We start from the raw sequence: 18,322 nt of genomic DNA, 5'->3' as shown, positions 1-18,322 counted from the left end.
AGCCGGGGAGGCGGGCGATCCCGCCTCCCCGACCGAGGGGGTCATCCCGGCCGGCGGACCGAGACACGCGGGAGGTACGTCCGCCGACCGACGAGCTGCGGCCGGTCGCCGGTGATGGCGAACGAACTGGAGGTCCGGAGGTCGACCGACGAGGAGCCGACGTGCACGGTCACCTCGCCCGGCGCGACGACGAACCGACCGTCGACACCGGTGAAGCCGAGCTGGTCCACCGGCAACACGACTTCGACCTCGGCCTCCTGGCCGGGCTCCAGGTCCACCCGGGCGAAGCCAACGAGCTGCTGCACCGGGCGGGTCATGCCGCGGACCGGCTGGCTCGCGTAGAACTGCACCACCTCCGCCCCCGCCCTCGACCCGGTGTTCCGGACGGGGACGCGGAGCACGGCCTCGCCCTCCGGAGTCACCTCGGCCGCCTCGCTGCTGACATCCCCGTACTCGAAGGTCGTGTACGTGAGGCCGTGACCAAAGGGGAACAGCGGCGTCATGGGCATGTCCCGGTACCCCTTCCACATGTCGGCCGGCTCGCGGCGGTCTCCGCTGCCCCGCTTGTGCGCCTGGTAGATCGGGACCTGGCCGGAGTGCCGCGGCATGGTGAAGGGCAGCTTCCCGCCCGGCGTCGAGAGCCCGAAGAGGACGCGGGCCAGCGCGACCGGCCCCTCCGAGCCCGGGAAGTAGGCGGTGACGATGCCCGGCACCACTTCGTCGACGGCGGCGATGCCGTACGGGCGACCCATGAAGAGGACTGCTGCCGTCGGCTTGCCCAGCTGGGCGACCGCACGAGCGAGCGTGACCTGACCGGCAGGCAGGTCGATGTCCGCGGAGTCTGTCCCCTCCCCCTCCGTCATCCGCCCGGCGAAGGCGCCGGAACGCCCGCCCAGGGCGAGCACGACGACGTCGGCGTCCGCCGCCGCCGCCAGGGCCGCGTCCAGATCGCTCGGCTCGGGGTCGATGAGGCCGACGCCCACGACGGAGGAGACCTGGGCGTCGGGCAGGACTGCCTGTACCGCCTCGGCCAACCCGACGGCCCCGTAGTCGTCGCGCACGATCTGCTCGACGTCGATCTTGGACATGGCCTCCAGACGCGCGACCGCGACCTTCCGCTTCTCCTCGGACATCTCCCCGAGGACGCCCTCCATGCCGACCATCTGGGCCTGCCCGGTGGCCAGCCCGCGCAGCATCTCCTGGCTGGCCGGATAGGTGTAGTTGGGGAAGTTGACCAGTGCAGACTCGGCGTGCGGCCCGATGACCGCGACCCGGCGCACGGCCGGGTCGAAGGGGAGCACGCCGCCGTCGTTCTTCAGCAGCGTCACCGACTGCTCGGCCAGCGTGGCAGAGAGGTCGACGCCCTCGCGCCCCAGGCCGTCGAGCAGCACGGCGTCCTCGGCGACGTAGGGGGCCTCGAACAGACCGAGCTCGAACTTGTGCACGAGCACGCGGAGCACTGCGCGGTCGAGGAGGGCCTCGTCGATCTCCCCCGCCTCGACTGCGCGCGCCAGCGTGGCTCCGTAGCCGTAGGCGCTGGGGAGCTCGACGTCCAGACCTGCAGCGAGGGCGAGCCCGGCGGCCTCTTCCGGAGAGCTCGCCACCAGCTGGCGCTCGACCAGGTACTGGACGGTCCGGTAGTCGGAGACCACGGTCCCTTGGAAGCCCAGGCGCCCCCGCAACAGGTCATCCAGCACGGCCGCCGAGGTCGCCACGGGCTCGCCGTCGATCTCGGAGTAGCTGTTCATGACGCTGCGCATGCCGGTCAGCCGGATGGCCGCCTCGAACGGGGTGGCGTAGACGTCGTACAGCTCGCGCGGGCCGAAGTGGGTCGCCGCCAGGTTCTGCCCGGCCTCGGTCATCGCGTAGCCGAGGAAGTGCTTGGCCGTGGCGATGACGCCGTCCCGGAGGTCCTCACCTTGCATGTTGCCGACGAAGGAGACACCCATCGCGGTGACCAGGGCGACCTCCTCGCCGTAGGTCTCGTGTACCCGTCCCCAACGGGCATCGCGGGCGACGTCCAGCACCGGGGACAGGGCCTGCCTGATGCCGACAGCGCGCAGCTGGCGGCGGATGAGGGCGGCCATCTCGCCGACCAGCACCGGGTTCCAGGTGGCGGCGAGGCCGATGCTCGTGGGGAAGACGGTGAAGCCCTTGGCCGACACACCGTTGAGGGCCTCGTTGTGCAGGATGGCGGGGATGCCCAAGCGAGTGTCCTCCACGAGGTGACGCTGGACGGCGTTGTTGACGCGCGCGATCGCCACCGGCGAATCGGACGTGAGGGCCGCGCCGGAGATGTGCCCGATCCCGTCGGCCAGGTGCCGCCGCAGGGCGTCTCCGGAGACTCCGCCGGCACCGGCCAGCGCATGCGGCAGCACGCCCACGAGCTGCTGGGCCTTCTCACTGACGGTCATCCGTCCGAGCAGGTCGCGAGCGCGTTCCTCAGGCGACCGGGCAGTGTCCTTGTGGTCCATCGTGGGATGCCTCTCATGGGTCCACCGCGGGTCACCTGGTGGAGCGGATCGGACGGTCGACAGGATCAGGGCGCCGCCACGGCAGCAGCCGAGGCGGCGGAGCCGGCCAGCCACTCGGCGGGCCCCGTCACCGCCCGGTCATGACGCACGTCACGCTAGCATGTAAACCGTAATGCAATACGACATTCAGGAGACGGCATGCCGGCGACCGCACCACGGGGCCCGTACGCGAAGACGGAGGGGGTCCGGCGGCGCATCGTCGAGGCCTGCGTGGAGGCATTCGGCGAGACCGGGTTCTACGGCGCCACGATGAAGGACGTCGCGCGACGCGCGGGGATCAGTTACACCGGCCTCCTGCACCACTTCGCGAGCAAGGAGGAGCTGCTCACTGCCGTGCTGGCACTGCGGGCGGAGCTCAGCACCGAGTACCTCCGGTCGGCTCAGGCGCTGGACCCGCGCACACAGCCACTCGAGGCCCTGCGAGGCATGCTCGGTGTCGTCGCCGAGAACGAGCACCTGCCCGGCCTGCTCGCCCTGCACTGCGTGCTGGCGGGCGAGGCGACGTCGCCGGACCACCCCGCGCACACCCACTACGCCGAGCAGTACCGGGCGCTTCGCCACTTCTACGCCCAGGCGTTCACCGCCCTCGCGGAGCGGGGCGAGCTCGCGGCAGGAGCAGACCCGGAGACGCTGGCCGTGATGACGGTGGCGTTGATGAACGGACTGCAGGCCCAGTGGCTGTTCGACCGGGAGCACGTCCGCATGGCCGCGTCGATGCGGCAGTTCCTGCTCACCTACCTCCCCGGGCTGGCCCGGTGACCGTGCGCATCGGCGTCCTCGGGGCGGCCCGGATCGTGGAGTCCGCGCTTCTGCGGCCGGCAGCCGAGGTGGACGGCGTGGTGGTGACCGCCATCGCCGCCCGGTCGGCCGAACGGGCGGCCCGTTACGCGGCCCAGCACGGCATCCCCCGCGCGCTCGCCGACTACGACGCCGTGGTCGACGACCCGGACGTCGACGCGATCTACATCCCGACGCCTGCGGCGATGCACGGGCGCTGGATCCGCCGCGCGATCGACGCCGGCAAGCACGTGCTCTGCGAGAAGCCGTTCACCGCCAACGCGGACGAGGCCGAGATGATCGCCGAACTGGCGCTGGGGAGCGACCTGGTGGTGATGGAGGCGTTCCACTCGGTCCACCACCCGATGTGGTCACGGGTGACCGACCTGGTGTCGTCGGGGTCCCTCGGTGAGGTCCTCGACGCGACGGCCACCTTCGTGGTGCCGCATGCGGACCGCACCGACATCCGGTGGGACGCGGCACTCGGTGGCGGAGCGCTCATGGACCTCGGCTGCTACCCGGTACGCCTGCTGCTCGACCTGTTGGGTGTGCCTGATGTGGTGCGGGCCGACGCCGACGAGGTCGGCGGCGTTGACGCCTCCATGACCGCCGACCTGCTGTTCGGCCGCGGCGCGGCGGGCCGGGTGCGGGCCAGCATGCATCCGGAGGAGAGGGGGGCTGCCGAGCTGCTGATGACCGGGACGGCCGGCCGGCTGACCGTCCGCATGCCGTACCACCCGCACTTCCACGGACTGCTGACCCTGGTCACGCCGGCGGGCACCGTCACCGAGCAGGGAGACGCGCGGACGACGTACAGCTTCCAGTTGGCGGCCTTCCGCGACGCGGTGGTGCACGGCGGCGGCCTGCTCACCGGCCCCCTGCAGGCCACCGCCACGATGCGCACCATCGACGCCATCTACCGAGCCGCCGGCATGTCACCACGCGAGCCCGCCCACCTCGCCTGAGCGCGTGAGTCAGCGGGCTCGGCGGACCGGACGACCGTCAGGCGGCGGTGGAGCCGCTCGCCGCGGCCTCCAGCTGCCGTCGCTGGGCTCGCCTGCGCTCCTGCTCCGCGGGGTCCGCGACCGGCGCGGCCAGCAGCAGGCGCTGCGTGTACGGGTTCTCCGGCGTGGACGTCACCGCGTCGGCCGACCCGGTCTCGACGATGTCTCCCCGGTAGACGACGCTCACCCGGTGGCTGATGTGCCGCACCACCGCGAGGTCGTGCGAGACGAACAGGTAGGCCACTCCGGTGCTGCGCTGGATCTCGATGAACAGGTCCAGGACCTTCGCCTGCGTGCTGAGGTCGAGCGCCGAGACCGGCTCGTCGCAGACGATCAGCCTGGGCTCCGGCGCCAGGGCCCGGGCGATGGCCACACGCTGACGCTGACCACCGCTGAACTCACGCGGCAGCCGCTCGGCGGCGTTCGCCGGCAACCCCACCTGATCCAGCAGCGTCCGCACCCGGGCTCGCGCATCGCGCTGGCTCGCCCCCCGCACGACCAACGGCTCGCTGAGGATGTCGCCGATCTGCATCGACGGGTTGAGTGACGTGTAGGGGTCCTGGAACACCACCTGGATGTCCTGCGCACTCCCCCGTCGGTCCTTGGGCGCGGCGTGCGTGACGTCCTGGCCGTCGAAGGTGATCCGCCCGCCGCTGGGCTTGACGAGCCCGAGCACTGCCCTGCCGATCGTGGTCTTGCCGGAACCGGACTCCCCCACGACACCCAGCGTCTCGCCAGCGGCGATGTCGAGGGAGACGCCGTGCAAGACCTCGATCGGTTTGCTGCGGAAGCCGCGTCCGGGGAACGCGACTCGGAGGTCCTGGACGTCGAGCAGTGGTGCGGTCATCACGCCTCCGTCGTCAGCGGCACGCCGGCCGACGGGCCGTCCTGCCGCACGGTGGTCTCGTCGAGGATGGAGTTGAGCAGCATCCGGGTGTACGGGTGCTGCGGGTTGCGGAACACCTCGCGGGTCTCGCCGGCCTCGACCACGCGTCCCGTCTGCATCACGGCGATGCGGTCGCAGATGTCGGCGACCACGCCGAAGTTGTGCGTCACCAGCAGCACGGCCATGCCGAGCTCCTGCTGGAGTTCCCGCAGCAGGTCGAGGATCTCGGCCTGCACGGTGACGTCCAGGGCCGTCGTCGGCTCGTCCGCGATCAGGACCTTGGGCCGGCTGGCCACTGCGCCAGCGATGAGCACCCGCTGCGCCATCCCGCCGGAGATCTGGTGCGGGTAGGAGTCGAAGGTCCGCTGCGGGTCCGGGATGCCGACCCGCCCCAGCAGTGCGAGGGCGCGTTCACGGGCCGCGCTCCGGGAGAGCTGGGTCGACGCCCGCAGACCCTCCACGAGCTGGGCGCCGATGGTGAACGACGGGTTCAAGTTCGACATCGGCTCCTGCGGCACGTAGGCGATGGCGCTGCCACGGATCCCGCGCAGCTCCCGCTCGCTCAGGCCCAGCAGTTCCCGCCCCTCGAGCCGGATGGACCCGCGGGTGACGACGGCCTCCGCCGGCAGCACGCCCAGGGCCGCGAATGCCGTCTGGGTCTTGCCCGACCCGGACTCGCCCACCAGACCGAGGGTCTCCCCGGCCTCCAGGTGCAGGGAGACTCCGTGGACCACCTCGCGGAAACTGCCGTCGGGTGCTGGGTAGGCGATGGCGAGGTCCTCGACCACCAGTAGCGACGAGGAGCCGTCCGCGTCGGCACCCGGGACCGGCAAGGGAGCTGCACCGTCGGCCGGCGCCGTGGCAGCACCCGCCCGATCGGTTCCCGTCTCGAGCTTCGCCGGCTTCCGACGCACCCCTTCGAGAGCGTCCCGTAGTGCGTTGCCGAGGAGCACCAGCGAGGCCGTCATGAGCCCGAGGGCCAGGCTGGGCCAGACGAAGTGCATGGGCTCGACGTAGAGGTTGCGGAAGCCCTCCGCCACCATGGCACCGAAGCTGGGGACCGACGTCGAACCCACGCCGAGGAACGCGAGGCCCGACTGCAGGGTGATCGACGTCCCCGCCATGAAGGCGGCGGCGATGATGATCGGCCCGCGCACCACCACCAGCACGTGCCGGGCGAGGATCCGCTTGGTGTTCAGGCCCGACACCCGGGCGGCGTCCACGTACAACTCGTTCTTCACGCCGAGCACCAGGTTGCGGACGATCCGGTACACACTCGGCGAGAGTAGGACTCCGAAGATCAACATGGTCGCCCGGAAGTCGCCCTTGGTCACCGGCAGCAGCACGATGAGCAGGAGCAGCCCCGGGAACGTCATGATCAGGCTGAACAGCCACTCGGTGACCCCGCGCGTTCGGCGGCCGAAGTAGCCGCCGACCAGCCCCGCGGTGACGCCGATGACGAGCGCCACCGACGTACCGATGAGGGCGGAGACCACGCTGGTGTTGATCGAGTGCAGCAGCCTCGCCAGGATGTCGCGGCCGCTCTGGTCGCCGCCCAGGGGGAAGCCGGGCGTACCGGGGGGAGCGTTGTACGCGTCGAGCGACGCCTCGTTCGGGCCGTGCGTCGCGATCACGTCTGCCAGCACACCGAGCACCACGAAGGTGACCAGGATGGTCGCGGTGATGACCGCCTGCGGGTCGCGCAGCAGCTTGCGCCACGGCGACCGCCGTGGCGGGCCGGCCTGCTCGGCCTCTCCTGCGTCGGTCGCGAAGGTCTCCGCGTTGACGGTCACAGGACCCTCGCCTTCGGGTTGAGCCAGCCGTTGACCAGGTCGGTGACCAAGTTGACGCAGACCACCAGCAGGACGGTGAACAAGGTGATGCCCATGATGACCGGGATGTCTCCCTGCAGGGACGAGTTGAAGGCGTAGCTGCCGAACCCGGGGAGCGCGAAGACGTTCTCGATGATGAGCGCGCCCCCGAGCATCGAGATGAACTCGAGCGACATGACGGTCAGCGCAGGCCCCGCGGCGTTGCGCAGCGCGTGCCGGAGCACCACCGAGCGGGTGCTGATGCCACGCGTGCGAAGGGTCCGGACGTAGTCCTTGCGCAGCTCGTCGATCATCGACCCGCGCACCTGTGCCGCCATGTTGGCGATTCCCGCGATGACCAACGCGATCACCGGGATCAGGATGGAGGTCGCCCAGCGACCGGGGTTCTCCGACAGCGGGGTGTACCCCGTGGCCGGCAGCCAGCCCAGCTGGATGGCGAACACGTACACGAGCACGATCGCGATCAGCAGGTTCGGGATCAGGTACCCCACGAGCGAGACACCCTGCGCCGCCCGGTCGACCCCGCCCCCCCGCCAAGCGGCGAGGACCCCGAGGGTGACGCTGATCAGGACGGTGACCGCCAGGGCCACCAGGACCACCGACAGCGTCACGCTGAGCCGCGACGCCACGGCCGGGGCCACCTCCTGGCTGGTGAAGTACGACCGCCCGAAGTCACCCTGCAGCACGCCGCCCAGCCAGTCCCCGTACTGCACCAGGAGCGGCCGGTCCAGGCCGAACCGCTCCTTGAGCGCGGCCACGGACTCGGGGGTGGCTGCGCTGCCCAGGATGCTGCGGACCACACCGTCGAAGGAGGGACTGAGCAACAGGAAGGTGATCAGCGTCACCAGGAGGGCGAGCACCAGGCCGGTGGCCAGTCGCCGCACCACGTAGAGGGTCATGTGTGGTCTTTCCGCTGATTCGGACGGGGACAGGCCCCGGGCGGCGGTCGCCGACCGCCGCCCGGGGCGAGCAGGACTAGGCCGAGACGCCGAAGGCGCGCACCGTGTTGAGGGTGTTCGAGCCGTCCCCGAGGTACTCGATCCCGTCGGTGGTGGCCCAGGTGGTGCCGGCGTAGAACAGCGGCGCCGTCAGGGCGTTCTCCACGATCACCTCGTTCGCCTGCTGGAGCAGGTCACCGGCCGCGGTCGGGTCGGTCTCGGTCGCGATCTGGTCCATCAGCTCGGTGAGCTCGGCGGGCAGTTCACTGTCGAACGGGTTGAGGAAACCGTCGGGAGCGAAGTTGTTCGCCAGCTCGCGCGGGGCGGCGTTGAGCCCGTCGATGAAGAACACCGCCGGGTAGGTCCCCGACGCGACCGCCGATGCCGTGTTCTGCGGCGGCACGGGCTCCCAGGTCACCCGGATCCCGATGTCGGCCAGCGCCTGGGTGATGGTCGGCTCGAAGTTCTGCGAGATGATGGTGCTGGGCATCGTGATCTCGAACCCGTTTGCGTACCCGGCCTCGGCGAGCAGCGCCTTGGCCCCCTCGGGGTCGTACTCGTACGTGTCGTTGAGCTCCTCGACGTACGCCTCCCCCTTCGGGTTGAAGATCTGCTGCGTCGCCAGACCGTTGCCCTGGAGCAACTGCTCGACGATCTTCTCCCGGTCGAAGGCCATGTTGATGGCCTGCCGAACCCTGGGGTCGGCGAATGCCGGCTGGACGGTGCCGCTCCGGTCGGCGAGCACCAGGTTGCCGACGGCGGTGGCGTCGACCTTCGCGATGTCGAAGCCCTGGCTCGCCAGCTGCTCGCCCTGCGGCGCCTCGACCGTGCCGGCGTTCAACTCACCGGTCTGCAGCGCGTTGAAGACGGCTGTGCGGTCCTGGATCACCCGGACCGTCACCGTCTCGAACGGGTAGGCGTCGACGTTCCAGTGGTCGTCCCGGCGCTCGAGGACGTACGTGCTGCCGGGAACGGTGGCCTCGTCGTCGAGGACGTAGGGGCCGGACCCGACCGGGTCGAGCACGCTGTCCTCGTTCTCGATGGTCGCCGGGTCACCGATCACGCCGGCCGCCTGGGCGAGGTTGACGAGCAGCGAGCTGTCCGGCTCGCTGAGGTTCAGCACGACGGTGCTGTCGTCGGGGGCCTCGACGGACTCGACTGCCGCGAGCTTCCCCTGCTGCTGCCCGGGTGTGGTGCGGGTGCGCTCCAGCGTCGCCCGCACCGCCTCGGCGGTCACCGGGTCGCCGGAGCTGAAGGTCATCCCGTCCCGCAGCTTCAGGGTGAGGGTGCGCCCGTCCGCCGAGTACTCCCAGCTCTCGGCAGCGTTGGGCTGCAACTGCCCCTCGTTGTCGAGGGTGAGCAGGGTGTCGTAGATGGAGGTCCAGAGGTAGGCCTGCTGGCCTTCTGCCAGCTGCGCCGGGTCCAGGGTCGCTGGCTGGGCGTTGATGGCGAGCGCCAGGGACGCGTCGCCCGACTGGCTGCCACCACTGCCGGACGAGTCCGAGTCGCCGCCGCAGGCGGCGGTGGTGAGGACGGCGGCCACCCCGAACGCCGCCGTGAGGCGGCGCCCGGTGCGCCGTGAGCCGGTTGTACGAGTCCGCACTGATCACTCCTTCGTGATGCGGGGGCGCTGAGGCGCTGAAGACGATCGCAGTCGCCGCCCGGGGTCTTCGTGGGGGGCCGGCGCCATGACGTGAGTCAGGGCATCCGGCCGCCGAATGCCAGTAGGCAATCAGTGACGGAAGCCACTGGCGACCGGTTGCCACGAGTTGTCGTCGCGTGTTGTGCCGGTCACACGAGATGCCACGACATGACCGGAGAGGCAGGTGTCGGGCAACTCGTCGTCAGCTCCAGCGACCGACACGGTCCGCCAGCGGACCCGCGAGGCAGGATCGCGGCGGGCCCTCCCCGGGATCGAGCACGCACCGCCGGCCGGCTCAGGCTGATGTCCGACGACGCCGTGCGGAGCGAGGTCCCCGGATCGAGCCACCCCCACCCCCTGCGTCAACGTCCATTGGGACGCGGCCGTCGATGGGGAGGTCCTGCGATGGTGGACCACCAGGCTCAAGGCCAGTTGCTGCTCCAAGGCGGGGAAGGGGGTCGTCGCCGCACTCAGCACGTCCTGCATATGACCAGGACGCCGGACGCGGACCCGGATGGAGGTGAGGCCGAGCAGGGCGCCCAGGTGGTCGTCAGCGGACAGCTCGCCTGATCGCGGTCCGTGGGCATCGCCTGGAGTGCTCTCTGCCACCAGTTGACGGGAGCTCGCTCCGCATGTCGCTTCCGTCACGGTCGTCACTGGCCGTCGACCCAGGGGGCGGCCAGTGGACGTTCACGCCGGTCATCCGACGGCTGACATCGGTCCGGAGGTGTCGACTAGCGAAGTCGCGTCTCGAACGCCGGGTCGTCTCGAGCCCGATCAGAACCGGACGCCTCGGCGCCGAACGCTGTCGCCCCGCAACATCGAGAGCGGCGTGGCGACTCTGGTCGGGGACACCCGCCAGCCACCCCCTCGGACCGATCCCCACCGACGGGCTCTGGGTGACACATCGCGTGCCACCGCGCGCCGTGGCGCGTGGTCAGCAACAGCGGACCGGTCGCCGTGACCGGTAACCGTGGGCGGTGGGCACTGCCGCAACTGGTGACTTCGATCGCGGAGGACCGATCGCCAGCAAGCGACGTCAGTGGCTCTCTGCAGCTGGTTCAGCAGACCGAGCCACTCGCCGAACCGACCTGTTCGAACGCCGCGGCTGCGCGGTGGGTCGCCGAGCACCACTGACCTGGCCCTTCGGTGCCACGCCGACGCCCAGGTCGAGACGCCCTCCGGTCCACTGGTCGGAGTCAATGGGCTCCTTGGCGAGGGGCACCGGGTGGCGGAAGTGCAGCGAGGCGACGAGCGTCCGCAGGCGGACCGCTCCGGGCACGTCGCGGCGATGGCCAGCAAGCCCCTGCCAGAAGGCATCGGCCAGCCGGTGCCAGGTCAAATGGTCGTAGGTTCACCCGTTCCGTACGTCGGAGACCTCGCCGTCGCGCACGTCGTCCAGGAAGTGCACCACCGGATGCCGGTCGGGCAGTACGGCGACCGAAATCCGCATAGAACGGGTCGCGTTCCCGCGCCCGCTGTGCCGCCCGAGCCGTGCTGCCACCGCCCGGACGGCACTTGAGCTCACTGCACCGACCAACCGCCGTCCGAGGGCAGCACCGCACCGTTGACGTTGACCCCGTCATCGCTGAGCAGGAACGTGATCGACGCGGCGAGCTGGTCGGCGGTCGCCACCGGTGGGATGAGCGCCATGAGCGGCCCGACGCGCTGCTGCCCGAACTCGGAGGCAGCGGTGGGTCGCATCCCGGTGGCCACACCGCCGGGCGCGACCGCATTCACGCGGATGCCCTGGGGCCCGTACATGAAGGCGGCGCTGCGAGTGAGACCGATGACCGCGTGCTTGGACGCGGTGTAGGCGGCACCCGCTGCAGAGCCGCGGAGAGCCGCCTCCGATGCGACGTTGACGATGGCCCCCCGCCCGGCGGACAGCATCGCCGGCAGGACGGCGCGCGTCAGCTGGAAAGTGCCGTCGACGTTGACCCGGAAGCACCGCTGCCACACGGCGTCCGAGACCTCGTGCACCGGGGTGAAGTCATCAGCGACGCCGGCCACGTTGGCCAGGCCGTCGATCTGGGCGCCGGCGGTGGCGACGATGCGCTCGACGTCTCCGATCTGGGTGATGTCACCGACCACCGCGGTGACCGCCTCCCCCTGCTCGGCGGCGAACTGACCAAGGGCATCGCCCGAGAGATCGACCGCGACGACACGCCCGCCCTCGCGGGCGATCCGTGAAGCGGTCGCGCGTCCGATGCCCGATGCCGCCCCGGTCACGATGACCGTCCGCCCCTCGAAGCGGCTGGGCACGATCCGCTCCTGCCAGCCGATGACCTCCTCATCCCCCACGGGGACCGAGCCGCCGTTCGCCCTGCGCACCAGGTCGTCCACGACCTCACGCGGGAGGGCGCCCTGGCTCAGTTCCGCCAGCTGCAGGAGCGAGAAGCCACGGACCGGTGCCAGCCGCTCCTCGTCCATCCCACCCTGGGCCAGCAGCTGCCTCAGCAGCGGGCCGCCTTCCGGGTGCGCCAACCACGTCTCGACCGAGCTGCCGGCCGTGACAACCGTCGTTCCAGCCACTGTGTCGTCCCCTCATCCGCACGTCAGCCATCGCTAGGAGCGACAACCGGTGGTCGAACGTAGTGATGGCCAGCGCGGCGCCCGTGCCCTTGCCACGAGTTGCCTCCCTGCGGTCGGCGAACCGCGGTGACGTGAGCGTCGTCCTCGCCGCGAGCAGGGACCGGGACGTCCCCGACTGCTGGCGGAGGCCACCCGGAGCCAACATCAGGCAACTCCGGGTAGGTCGCGCAGCCACGACCTAACGTCCCGCGGAGTCGGAGGGACCCCAGCGTCCCGCCGACGCAACCCCGGCCCCCGGCATCGGCCCACCGCGCCCGAAGCGGCTCGTCGAGCCGATGACCACGACGAGCCGACGACCTGCCTCGCTGCAGAACGGAGACGACCATGACCAGGGCGACCGAGCCGGGCCGAGCGAACATCGGCGTGGTGGGCATGGCCGTCATGGGCTCGAACCTGGCCCGCAATCTCGCCAGCCGACCGGGCAACACCGTCGCGGTCTACAACCGCTCGCCAGGGCGCACCCGAGCCCTGGTCGCGGAGCACCCTGACGCGGGATTGGTGCCGTCGGAGTCGATCGACGACTTCGTGGCGTCGCTGGCCCGGCCGCGGACGGCGATCATCATGGTGCAGGCTGGCCGGGGCACCGATTCGGTCATCGAACAGCTGGCCGAGCGGTTCGAGCCGGGCGACATCATCGTCGACGGCGGCAACGCCGACTTCCACGACACGATCCGCCGCGAGCGCGCGGTACGCGAACGCGGCCTGGACTTCGTGGGCGCGGGCATCTCCGGCGGCGAGGAGGGCGCGCTGCACGGCCCGTCGATCATGCCCGGTGGCTCCCCGGAGGCCTACGCGACGCTCGGGCCGATCCTGGCGTCGATCGCCGCGGTCGCCGAGGGCGAGCCGTGCGTCACCCACGTGGGCACCGACGGCGCCGGCCACTTCGTGAAGATGGTGCACAACGGCATCGAGTACGCCGACATGCAGCTGATCGCGGAGTCCTACGACCTCCTACGCCGGGTGGGCGGGCACGACGTGCCAGCGATCGCGGACGTGTTCGCCACCTGGAACGCCGGCGACCTGGAGTCCTACCTGATACAGATCACCGCGGAGGTGCTCCGGCAGACCGACGCCCGTACTGGTGGACCGCTGGTCGACGTGGTCGTCGACCAGGCCGGGTCCAAGGGCACCGGCGTGTGGACCGTGCAGAACGCCCTTGGCCTCGGGGTGCCGGTCTCGGGCATCGGCGAGGCGGTCTTCGCCCGCGCGGTGTCCAGCAGGCCGGCACAGCGAGCCGCCGTCCAGACGGCGATGTCGGAGCGGCCGGAGGTGCAGCCGTCCTACGACGGTTTTGAGGACGACGTACGGGCCGCGCTCTACGCCTCCAAGGTGGTCGCCTACGCGCAGGGGTTCGACCTGATCGTCGCTGGCGCCCGCGAGTACGGGTGGGACATCGACCTGGGCGCGGTGGCCAGGATCTGGCGCGGCGGCTGCATCATCCGCGCCCGGTTCCTCGACCGGATCGTCGAGGCCTACGCCCGGGACCCGCAGCTGGCGACCCTGCTGGCCGACGACTACTTCGCCGACGCAGTCACTCGAGGCGCGCAGGCATGGCGCCGGGTCGTTGCCACCGCAGCGTTGTCCGGGGTGCCGGCGCCCGGCTTCTCCTCCGCGCTGGCCTACTTCGACTCGCTCGCATCCGAGCGGCTACCGGCTGCGCTGATCCAGGGGCAGCGCGATTTCTTCGGTGCGCACACCTACCGACGCATCGACAGCGCGGGCGCCTTCCACGTCCTGTGGTCCGGTGACCGCAGCGAGGTACCGGTCGGCGATTGACGCGGTCAGTGACTGCTTCCCGACCCGACCCGAGCTGGACGAGCCGGCCTTCCTCGAGCGGTGCCGCCGTCCACGCCGCGGACTTCCAGACGTCGAGTTGCCGATTCCTGGCCGCGGTGGGCAACCAGCCCTCGGGCTTCTCGGGCACGCCGGGCTCCGGCCAGCGACGCAGTCCTTCCTCGAAGGCGCCGGCGAGCGCGTCCTCAGCGAGGGTCCGATCACCGCGGACGGGGTCATGGCAGACCGAAGCGTCCGGTGTCCGCAGGGGTGGGCAGTACGCCCTTCGCGAGCCGCCCGCCCGGCAGGGCCGCCGACCGGCCCGAGGAAGCGCCCCGGTCTTCGGACCAGCGCTGAGGCACGTGGAAGGCACGACATTCGGTTGACTCTCCACAGACCAGCCACAGTGGGGATGAAGAGCCCCAGCCTTCCAAGCTGGCCATGCCGGTTCGATCCCGGTCACCCGCTCCACGTGGCCGGGAGCTCGCACGGCTGTCCGCACGTCCCGGCGAGGCGCCGGCATCCCGCGCGTCGACCGGGCCGCCGGACGTCACCCGTGGGCGCCGGCGACCGCCGTCCGGTCGCCGGGCTCGGGAGCCGCGGCGTCGGCGTCGCCGCGCTCACGCCGGAGCGCGATGGCGTAGAGCACGGCCCCGCCCGCCAGCCAGCAGCTCAGGACGACGAGCGGCTGCAGCGCCCCGGCCCCGTCGAAGAAGGCGAGGCTGCGCAGCAGCGACCCCGTCGCGCCGGGTGGGAGCAGCTGGCCGATCGCACCCCAGGGCGAGGGCAGCATCTCGGGAGCGCTGGACAGCCCCGACAGCGGGTTGCCCAGCAGGATCAGCGCGACCGCGGCGATGGCGATCCCGGCACCGCCGAGCAGGCTGCGGAGTCCGAGGACCGCGACGGACGTGGCCGCGATGCCCAGCGTCGCGCCGAGGGAGGTCAGCAGGTAGGCGTCGTCGAAGGTCCCGGTGACGAAGCGCAGCGTCGCGGTCATGGCGAAACCGCCGACGACGGCGAACCCGAGAGCGGTCAGCACGCGGAACACCGGCGTGTGCACCACCAGCAGGATGACCACCGCGGCGATCCAGCCACCGAGCGCCAGCGGGAGTGCGCCGGCGGACAGCCCCACGCCACGGGGGTCGTCGTCGGGGAATGCACGAAGGTCGGTGACGGTGGCCTCGGCACCGGTCGTCGCCGCCACTCCGGCACCGATCTGCTCGACCACCGCGGCGGCCGGCGGGCTGGCGGCCGAGGCGACCAGGGTCTCCACCGATCCGTCGTCCTCGATCACGACGGCGCCGTACACCTCCCGGTCGAGGATCGCCTCCCGTGCCGCTCGCGGGTCGGCGTAGGTGGTGACGTCGACCCCCGGCACCTGCTGCCCGACCTGTTCGGCCTGGCCCGCCGGCGCGACCACGCCGATCGGTACGCCGCGCGCGCCACTGTGGATGGCCGGCAGGGCGAAGGCCAGCAACAGCGTGACCGCCAGCGCGGTGAGTGCCACGACGACCAGCCCGGACTTCCGCAGACTGTCTCCGGGAGGGGCGCCGTCAGGTGTCGCGACCGTTGCCATGATGACCTCCAGATTTAAGATACGCTCCGTCTCTTCTCACCGTAGGTCCCGGCCATAAGAAACGCAACGTTCCCTAAGAGGTGTGTCATGACGTCCACTCGCCGACGTGGCGCCGAACTCCAGCGCGCCATCGAGGACGCGGTCCTGGCCGACGTGCGTGAGCACGGCTACGCGGGCGCGACCTACGAGCGGATCGCGGCACGGGCGGGGACGAGCAAGGCCGTCCTCTACCGGCGCTGGCCGTCGAAGGCCGAGATGATCGTCGCGGCCACCACGTCGACCCGCTCCCGCGACCTGATCCCGGCTCCCGACACCGGCAGCCTCGCCGGGGACCTGCGGAGTCTGCTGCGCACGATGCGTGCTCTGGTCGGGGAGACCAACCGGGCGACCCTGCTCAGCCTGATGGCGGAGCTGGATGCGTCCGCGGGCGAGTCACTCCGCGTCCTGCTCTTCTCGCAGGTCGGTGAGCTGCTCCAGCCGAGCATCGAGCGAGCCCGCACGCGGGGCGAGCTGGGCGCGACCCCGCTGGCGCCGAGGGCACTGTCGCTGCCCTTCGACCTGGCCCGCCACGAGTTCCTCGTCGTCGGCGCCCTCACGGACGCAGCACTCGACTCGATCGTCGACGACGTCGTCGTCCCCCTGCTCGTGACCTCGAGCCGGCGCCCCCAGCCCGCGGACGCCGACCCGGCCGGCGGCTGAGGCCGGCTCGAGCCGTCCCGCGGCGGGGTTCAGCGCCGGCGGTGGTGCAGGTGCACGACGCCGCCGGCGAACCGGCGCTCGGCGACGAGCTCCAGGTCGAGCCGGACGCCGTCGGGCAGCGCCCGGGTGCCGCCGCCCACGACGACCGGGTGCAGGAACTGGTGCAGGTCGTCGACCAGCCCGGCGCGGAGTGCCTGGCCGGCCAGCTCCGGTCCGCCGATGCTGACGTCCCGGTCCGCGACGGCGACCAGCTGCCGGACCAGCTCCGGGTCGAACTCCCGCTCCAGCTGGGTCCGGGGCGTGCCGACCTCCGCCAGGGTCCGGGAGAAGACGACCTTGTCGGTGGCCCGCCAGGCATCGGCGTACTCGTTCTCGACGGCCGACACGTCCGGACCGCCGACGGTCTGCCAGACCGCGAGCGTCTCGTACATGCGCCGGCCGTACAGGGCGGTACCGACCTGCCGTTCGAGGTCGTTGGCCGCCGCGTGCACCTCCGCATCGGGTGCCGCCCAGTCGAAGCTCCCCCGCGCGTCGACCGTGTAGCCGTCCAGCGAGCAGATGACGGCGTAGAGCAGGCGGGCCATCAGCCCTGCTCGATCACGGAGAACACGTTGCCGGCGGGGTCGGTGAACCAGGCGATGAGCGGGCCACCGGCACGCATGACCCCGCTCTCGTCCGTGGGCGGGGAGTCGTAGTGCAGGAACTCGACCCCGCGGGCCGCGAGCTCGGCGACCGCCGCGTCGACGTCGGCGACCGGGAAGTTCAGCACCGTGTACGTGGCCGGCGTGTGGTCACCGCCTTTCGCGTAGACCAGCACGTGCCGCTCACCGGCCAGGTGCAGGTGCATCACCCCGGCCATCGCGGTCGGCGACGTGCGCAGGCCCAGCACCTGCTCGTAGAAGGCGCGGGCACGGTCGAGGTCGTCGACGGAGAAGCCGCTGAACGCCTCGCTGGCGGCGAGCAGCGGGATCGGTTCCTGGGTCGCGGTCATGCCCCTACAGACCTCTCCCGGTCGCCGGACTCATCGGCCGGCCGGCTGCGGGTTGCGCGGGAGGCCGAACAGCTCGAACAGCTGCGGCCCCAGGAACGCCGTCGTCCGCACGACGAGGCCGTCGCGGAACTCCAGCGCGTGCACCGCCCACGGCTCGAAGGAGCCACCGGGCCCGCTGGGCCGCCACTGGGCGAAGGCCGGGTTGCCGTTCATCTCCAGCGGCACCACGTGCGATCCCCGGCACCCGTGACCCGGGCCGGTGTACCAGGTGGCGATGTCGGCCGAGCCACGCAGCCACATGGCGTACGGCGGCATGTCCATCACCGCGTCCTCGTGCAGCAGCGCGACCAGCGCCTCGACGTCGTACCGCTCGAACGCGTCGAGGTAGCGGGCCAGCAGCTCGGTGTGCTCGGCGGCGACCACCGGAGCCGGCTGGTCCTCCGCCGACCGGTGGGCGGCGAGGGTGGCCCGCGCGCGCTGCAGCGCGCTGTTGGCGGCCGCGACCGACGTCTCCAGCAGCCCGGCGACCTCGTCGGCCCGCCAGCGGAGCACGTCGCGCAGGATCAGCACCGCCCGCTGCTTCGGCGGCAGGTGCTGCAGCGCCGCGACGAACGCCAGCTTCACCGACTCCCGCTGGACGGCCAGCTCCGCCGGGTCGGCGCCGGTCGGCAGCACCTGGCGGTCCAGCGCCGGCTGGATCCACGCCCCGTCGGGCAGCACCCCGGCCAGCGACGCCACCACCGGCGCGCTCGGCTCGCCCCCGGACAGGTCGACCGGCAGCGCCCGCCGCTTGCGCCCGTCGAGGGCGTCGAGGCAGACGTTGGTGGCGATCCGGTACAGCCAGGAGCGCAGCGCGCCCGCGCCCTGCAGGCGGTCGAGGGAACGCCAGGCGCGGACCATCGTCTCCTGCACCGCGTCCTCGGCGTCGAAGGACGACCCGAGCATGCGGTAGCAGTACCCGGTCAGCTCGCGCCGGTGCTCGGCCAGGCGTGGCTCCAGCTCCACCGCCCCGGTCGTACCGGTCCCCTCGGAGATCACACCGGTCATGGCACCGCTCCTGCCCTCGTCGGACGCT

The 18,322-nt window shown here is 71.5% G+C and carries 14 protein-coding genes; 4 read left to right on the top strand and 10 right to left on the bottom strand.

Annotation, left to right across the window (positions count from 1 at the left end; genetic code table 11):
* Window positions 1-41: 41 nt before the first annotated feature.
* Window positions 42-2,414, bottom strand: a complete 2,373-nt coding sequence (locus JD78_RS02760) for a beta-glucosidase family protein (RefSeq protein WP_208103962.1) — start codon at window positions 2,412-2,414, stop codon at window positions 42-44.
* A 258-nt stretch (window positions 2,415-2,672) separates the two neighbouring features.
* Between JD78_RS02760 and JD78_RS02755 the strand changes: the two genes are divergently transcribed.
* Both JD78_RS02755 and JD78_RS02750 read left to right on the top strand, forming a co-directional pair.
* Window positions 2,673-3,293, top strand: a complete 621-nt coding sequence (locus JD78_RS02755) for a TetR/AcrR family transcriptional regulator (protein ID WP_153359985.1) — start codon at window positions 2,673-2,675, stop codon at window positions 3,291-3,293.
* Window positions 3,290-4,276, top strand: a complete 987-nt coding sequence (locus JD78_RS02750; RefSeq protein ID WP_153359987.1) for a Gfo/Idh/MocA family protein — start codon at window positions 3,290-3,292, stop codon at window positions 4,274-4,276. Before JD78_RS02755 ends, JD78_RS02750 begins: the two co-directional genes overlap by 4 nt.
* A 37-nt stretch (window positions 4,277-4,313) precedes the next feature.
* Here JD78_RS02750 and JD78_RS02745 read toward each other — a convergent pair whose 3' ends face one another.
* The 5 genes from JD78_RS02745 to JD78_RS02725 all read right to left on the bottom strand — a co-directional run bounded on the left by JD78_RS02745 (window position 4,314) and on the right by JD78_RS02725 (window position 11,959).
* The gene (locus JD78_RS02745; protein ID WP_153359989.1) at window positions 4,314-5,162 is read right to left on the bottom strand and encodes an ATP-binding cassette domain-containing protein; all 849 of its coding nucleotides are present in this window, start codon (window positions 5,160-5,162) and stop codon (window positions 4,314-4,316) included.
* Window positions 5,162-6,994 (bottom strand): dipeptide/oligopeptide/nickel ABC transporter permease/ATP-binding protein, encoded by a 1,833-nt coding sequence (locus JD78_RS02740; protein WP_153359991.1) that lies wholly within the window; start codon window positions 6,992-6,994, stop codon window positions 5,162-5,164. The genes JD78_RS02745 and JD78_RS02740 overlap by 1 nt, the downstream gene beginning before the upstream one ends.
* A complete protein-coding gene (locus JD78_RS02735; RefSeq protein ID WP_153359993.1) occupies window positions 6,991-7,932 on the bottom strand; it encodes an ABC transporter permease in 942 nt (313 codons plus the stop codon). The genes JD78_RS02740 and JD78_RS02735 overlap by 4 nt, the downstream gene beginning before the upstream one ends.
* Window positions 7,933-8,008: 76 nt before the next feature.
* Entirely contained in the window at window positions 8,009-9,574 is a 1,566-nt protein-coding gene (locus tag JD78_RS02730) for an ABC transporter substrate-binding protein (RefSeq protein WP_153359995.1), read from the bottom strand.
* 1,563 nt (window positions 9,575-11,137) lie between these two features.
* Window positions 11,138-11,959, bottom strand: a complete 822-nt coding sequence (locus JD78_RS02725) for an SDR family NAD(P)-dependent oxidoreductase (RefSeq protein WP_208103961.1) — start codon at window positions 11,957-11,959, stop codon at window positions 11,138-11,140.
* Between the two features lie 573 nt (window positions 11,960-12,532).
* On the opposite strand from JD78_RS02725, the gene gndA reads away from it, so the two are divergent.
* The gene (gndA, locus tag JD78_RS02720) at window positions 12,533-13,984 is read left to right on the top strand and encodes an NADP-dependent phosphogluconate dehydrogenase (RefSeq protein ID WP_153359997.1); all 1,452 of its coding nucleotides are present in this window, start codon (window positions 12,533-12,535) and stop codon (window positions 13,982-13,984) included.
* Between the two features lie 547 nt (window positions 13,985-14,531).
* On the opposite strand, the gene JD78_RS02715 is transcribed toward gndA, so the two are convergent.
* Window positions 14,532-15,488, bottom strand: a complete 957-nt coding sequence (locus JD78_RS02715; protein ID WP_194290463.1) for a hypothetical protein — start codon at window positions 15,486-15,488, stop codon at window positions 14,532-14,534.
* A 156-nt stretch (window positions 15,489-15,644) separates the two neighbouring features.
* On the opposite strand from JD78_RS02715, the gene JD78_RS02710 reads away from it, so the two are divergent.
* Entirely contained in the window at window positions 15,645-16,256 is a 612-nt protein-coding gene (locus JD78_RS02710; protein ID WP_153359999.1) for a TetR/AcrR family transcriptional regulator, read from the top strand.
* A 29-nt stretch (window positions 16,257-16,285) separates the two neighbouring features.
* Here the strand turns inward: JD78_RS02710 and JD78_RS02705 are convergent, their stop codons facing one another.
* Genes JD78_RS02705 through JD78_RS02695 form a run of 3 tightly spaced genes read right to left on the bottom strand, consistent with a single transcriptional unit; the run spans window position 16,286 to window position 18,294 of the window.
* On the bottom strand, window positions 16,286-16,840 hold the full coding sequence (locus JD78_RS02705) for a dihydrofolate reductase family protein (RefSeq protein WP_153360001.1): 555 nt from the start codon (window positions 16,838-16,840) through the stop codon (window positions 16,286-16,288).
* Window positions 16,840-17,247: a VOC family protein gene (locus tag JD78_RS02700; RefSeq protein WP_208103960.1), complete on the bottom strand. Its 408-nt coding sequence runs from the start codon at window positions 17,245-17,247 to the stop codon at window positions 16,840-16,842. The genes JD78_RS02705 and JD78_RS02700 overlap by 1 nt, the downstream gene beginning before the upstream one ends.
* A gap of 30 nt (window positions 17,248-17,277) precedes the next feature.
* A complete protein-coding gene (locus JD78_RS02695) occupies window positions 17,278-18,294 on the bottom strand; it encodes a sigma-70 family RNA polymerase sigma factor (RefSeq protein ID WP_153360003.1) in 1,017 nt (338 codons plus the stop codon).
* Window positions 18,295-18,322: the final 28 nt, after the last annotated feature.

It is taken from the genome of Modestobacter roseus (genome assembly GCF_007994135.1).
In the GTDB taxonomy this organism is placed as follows: Bacteria; Actinomycetota; Actinomycetes; order Mycobacteriales; family Geodermatophilaceae; genus Modestobacter; species Modestobacter roseus.
This window is presented reverse-complemented; position numbering and strand designations above follow the sequence as displayed.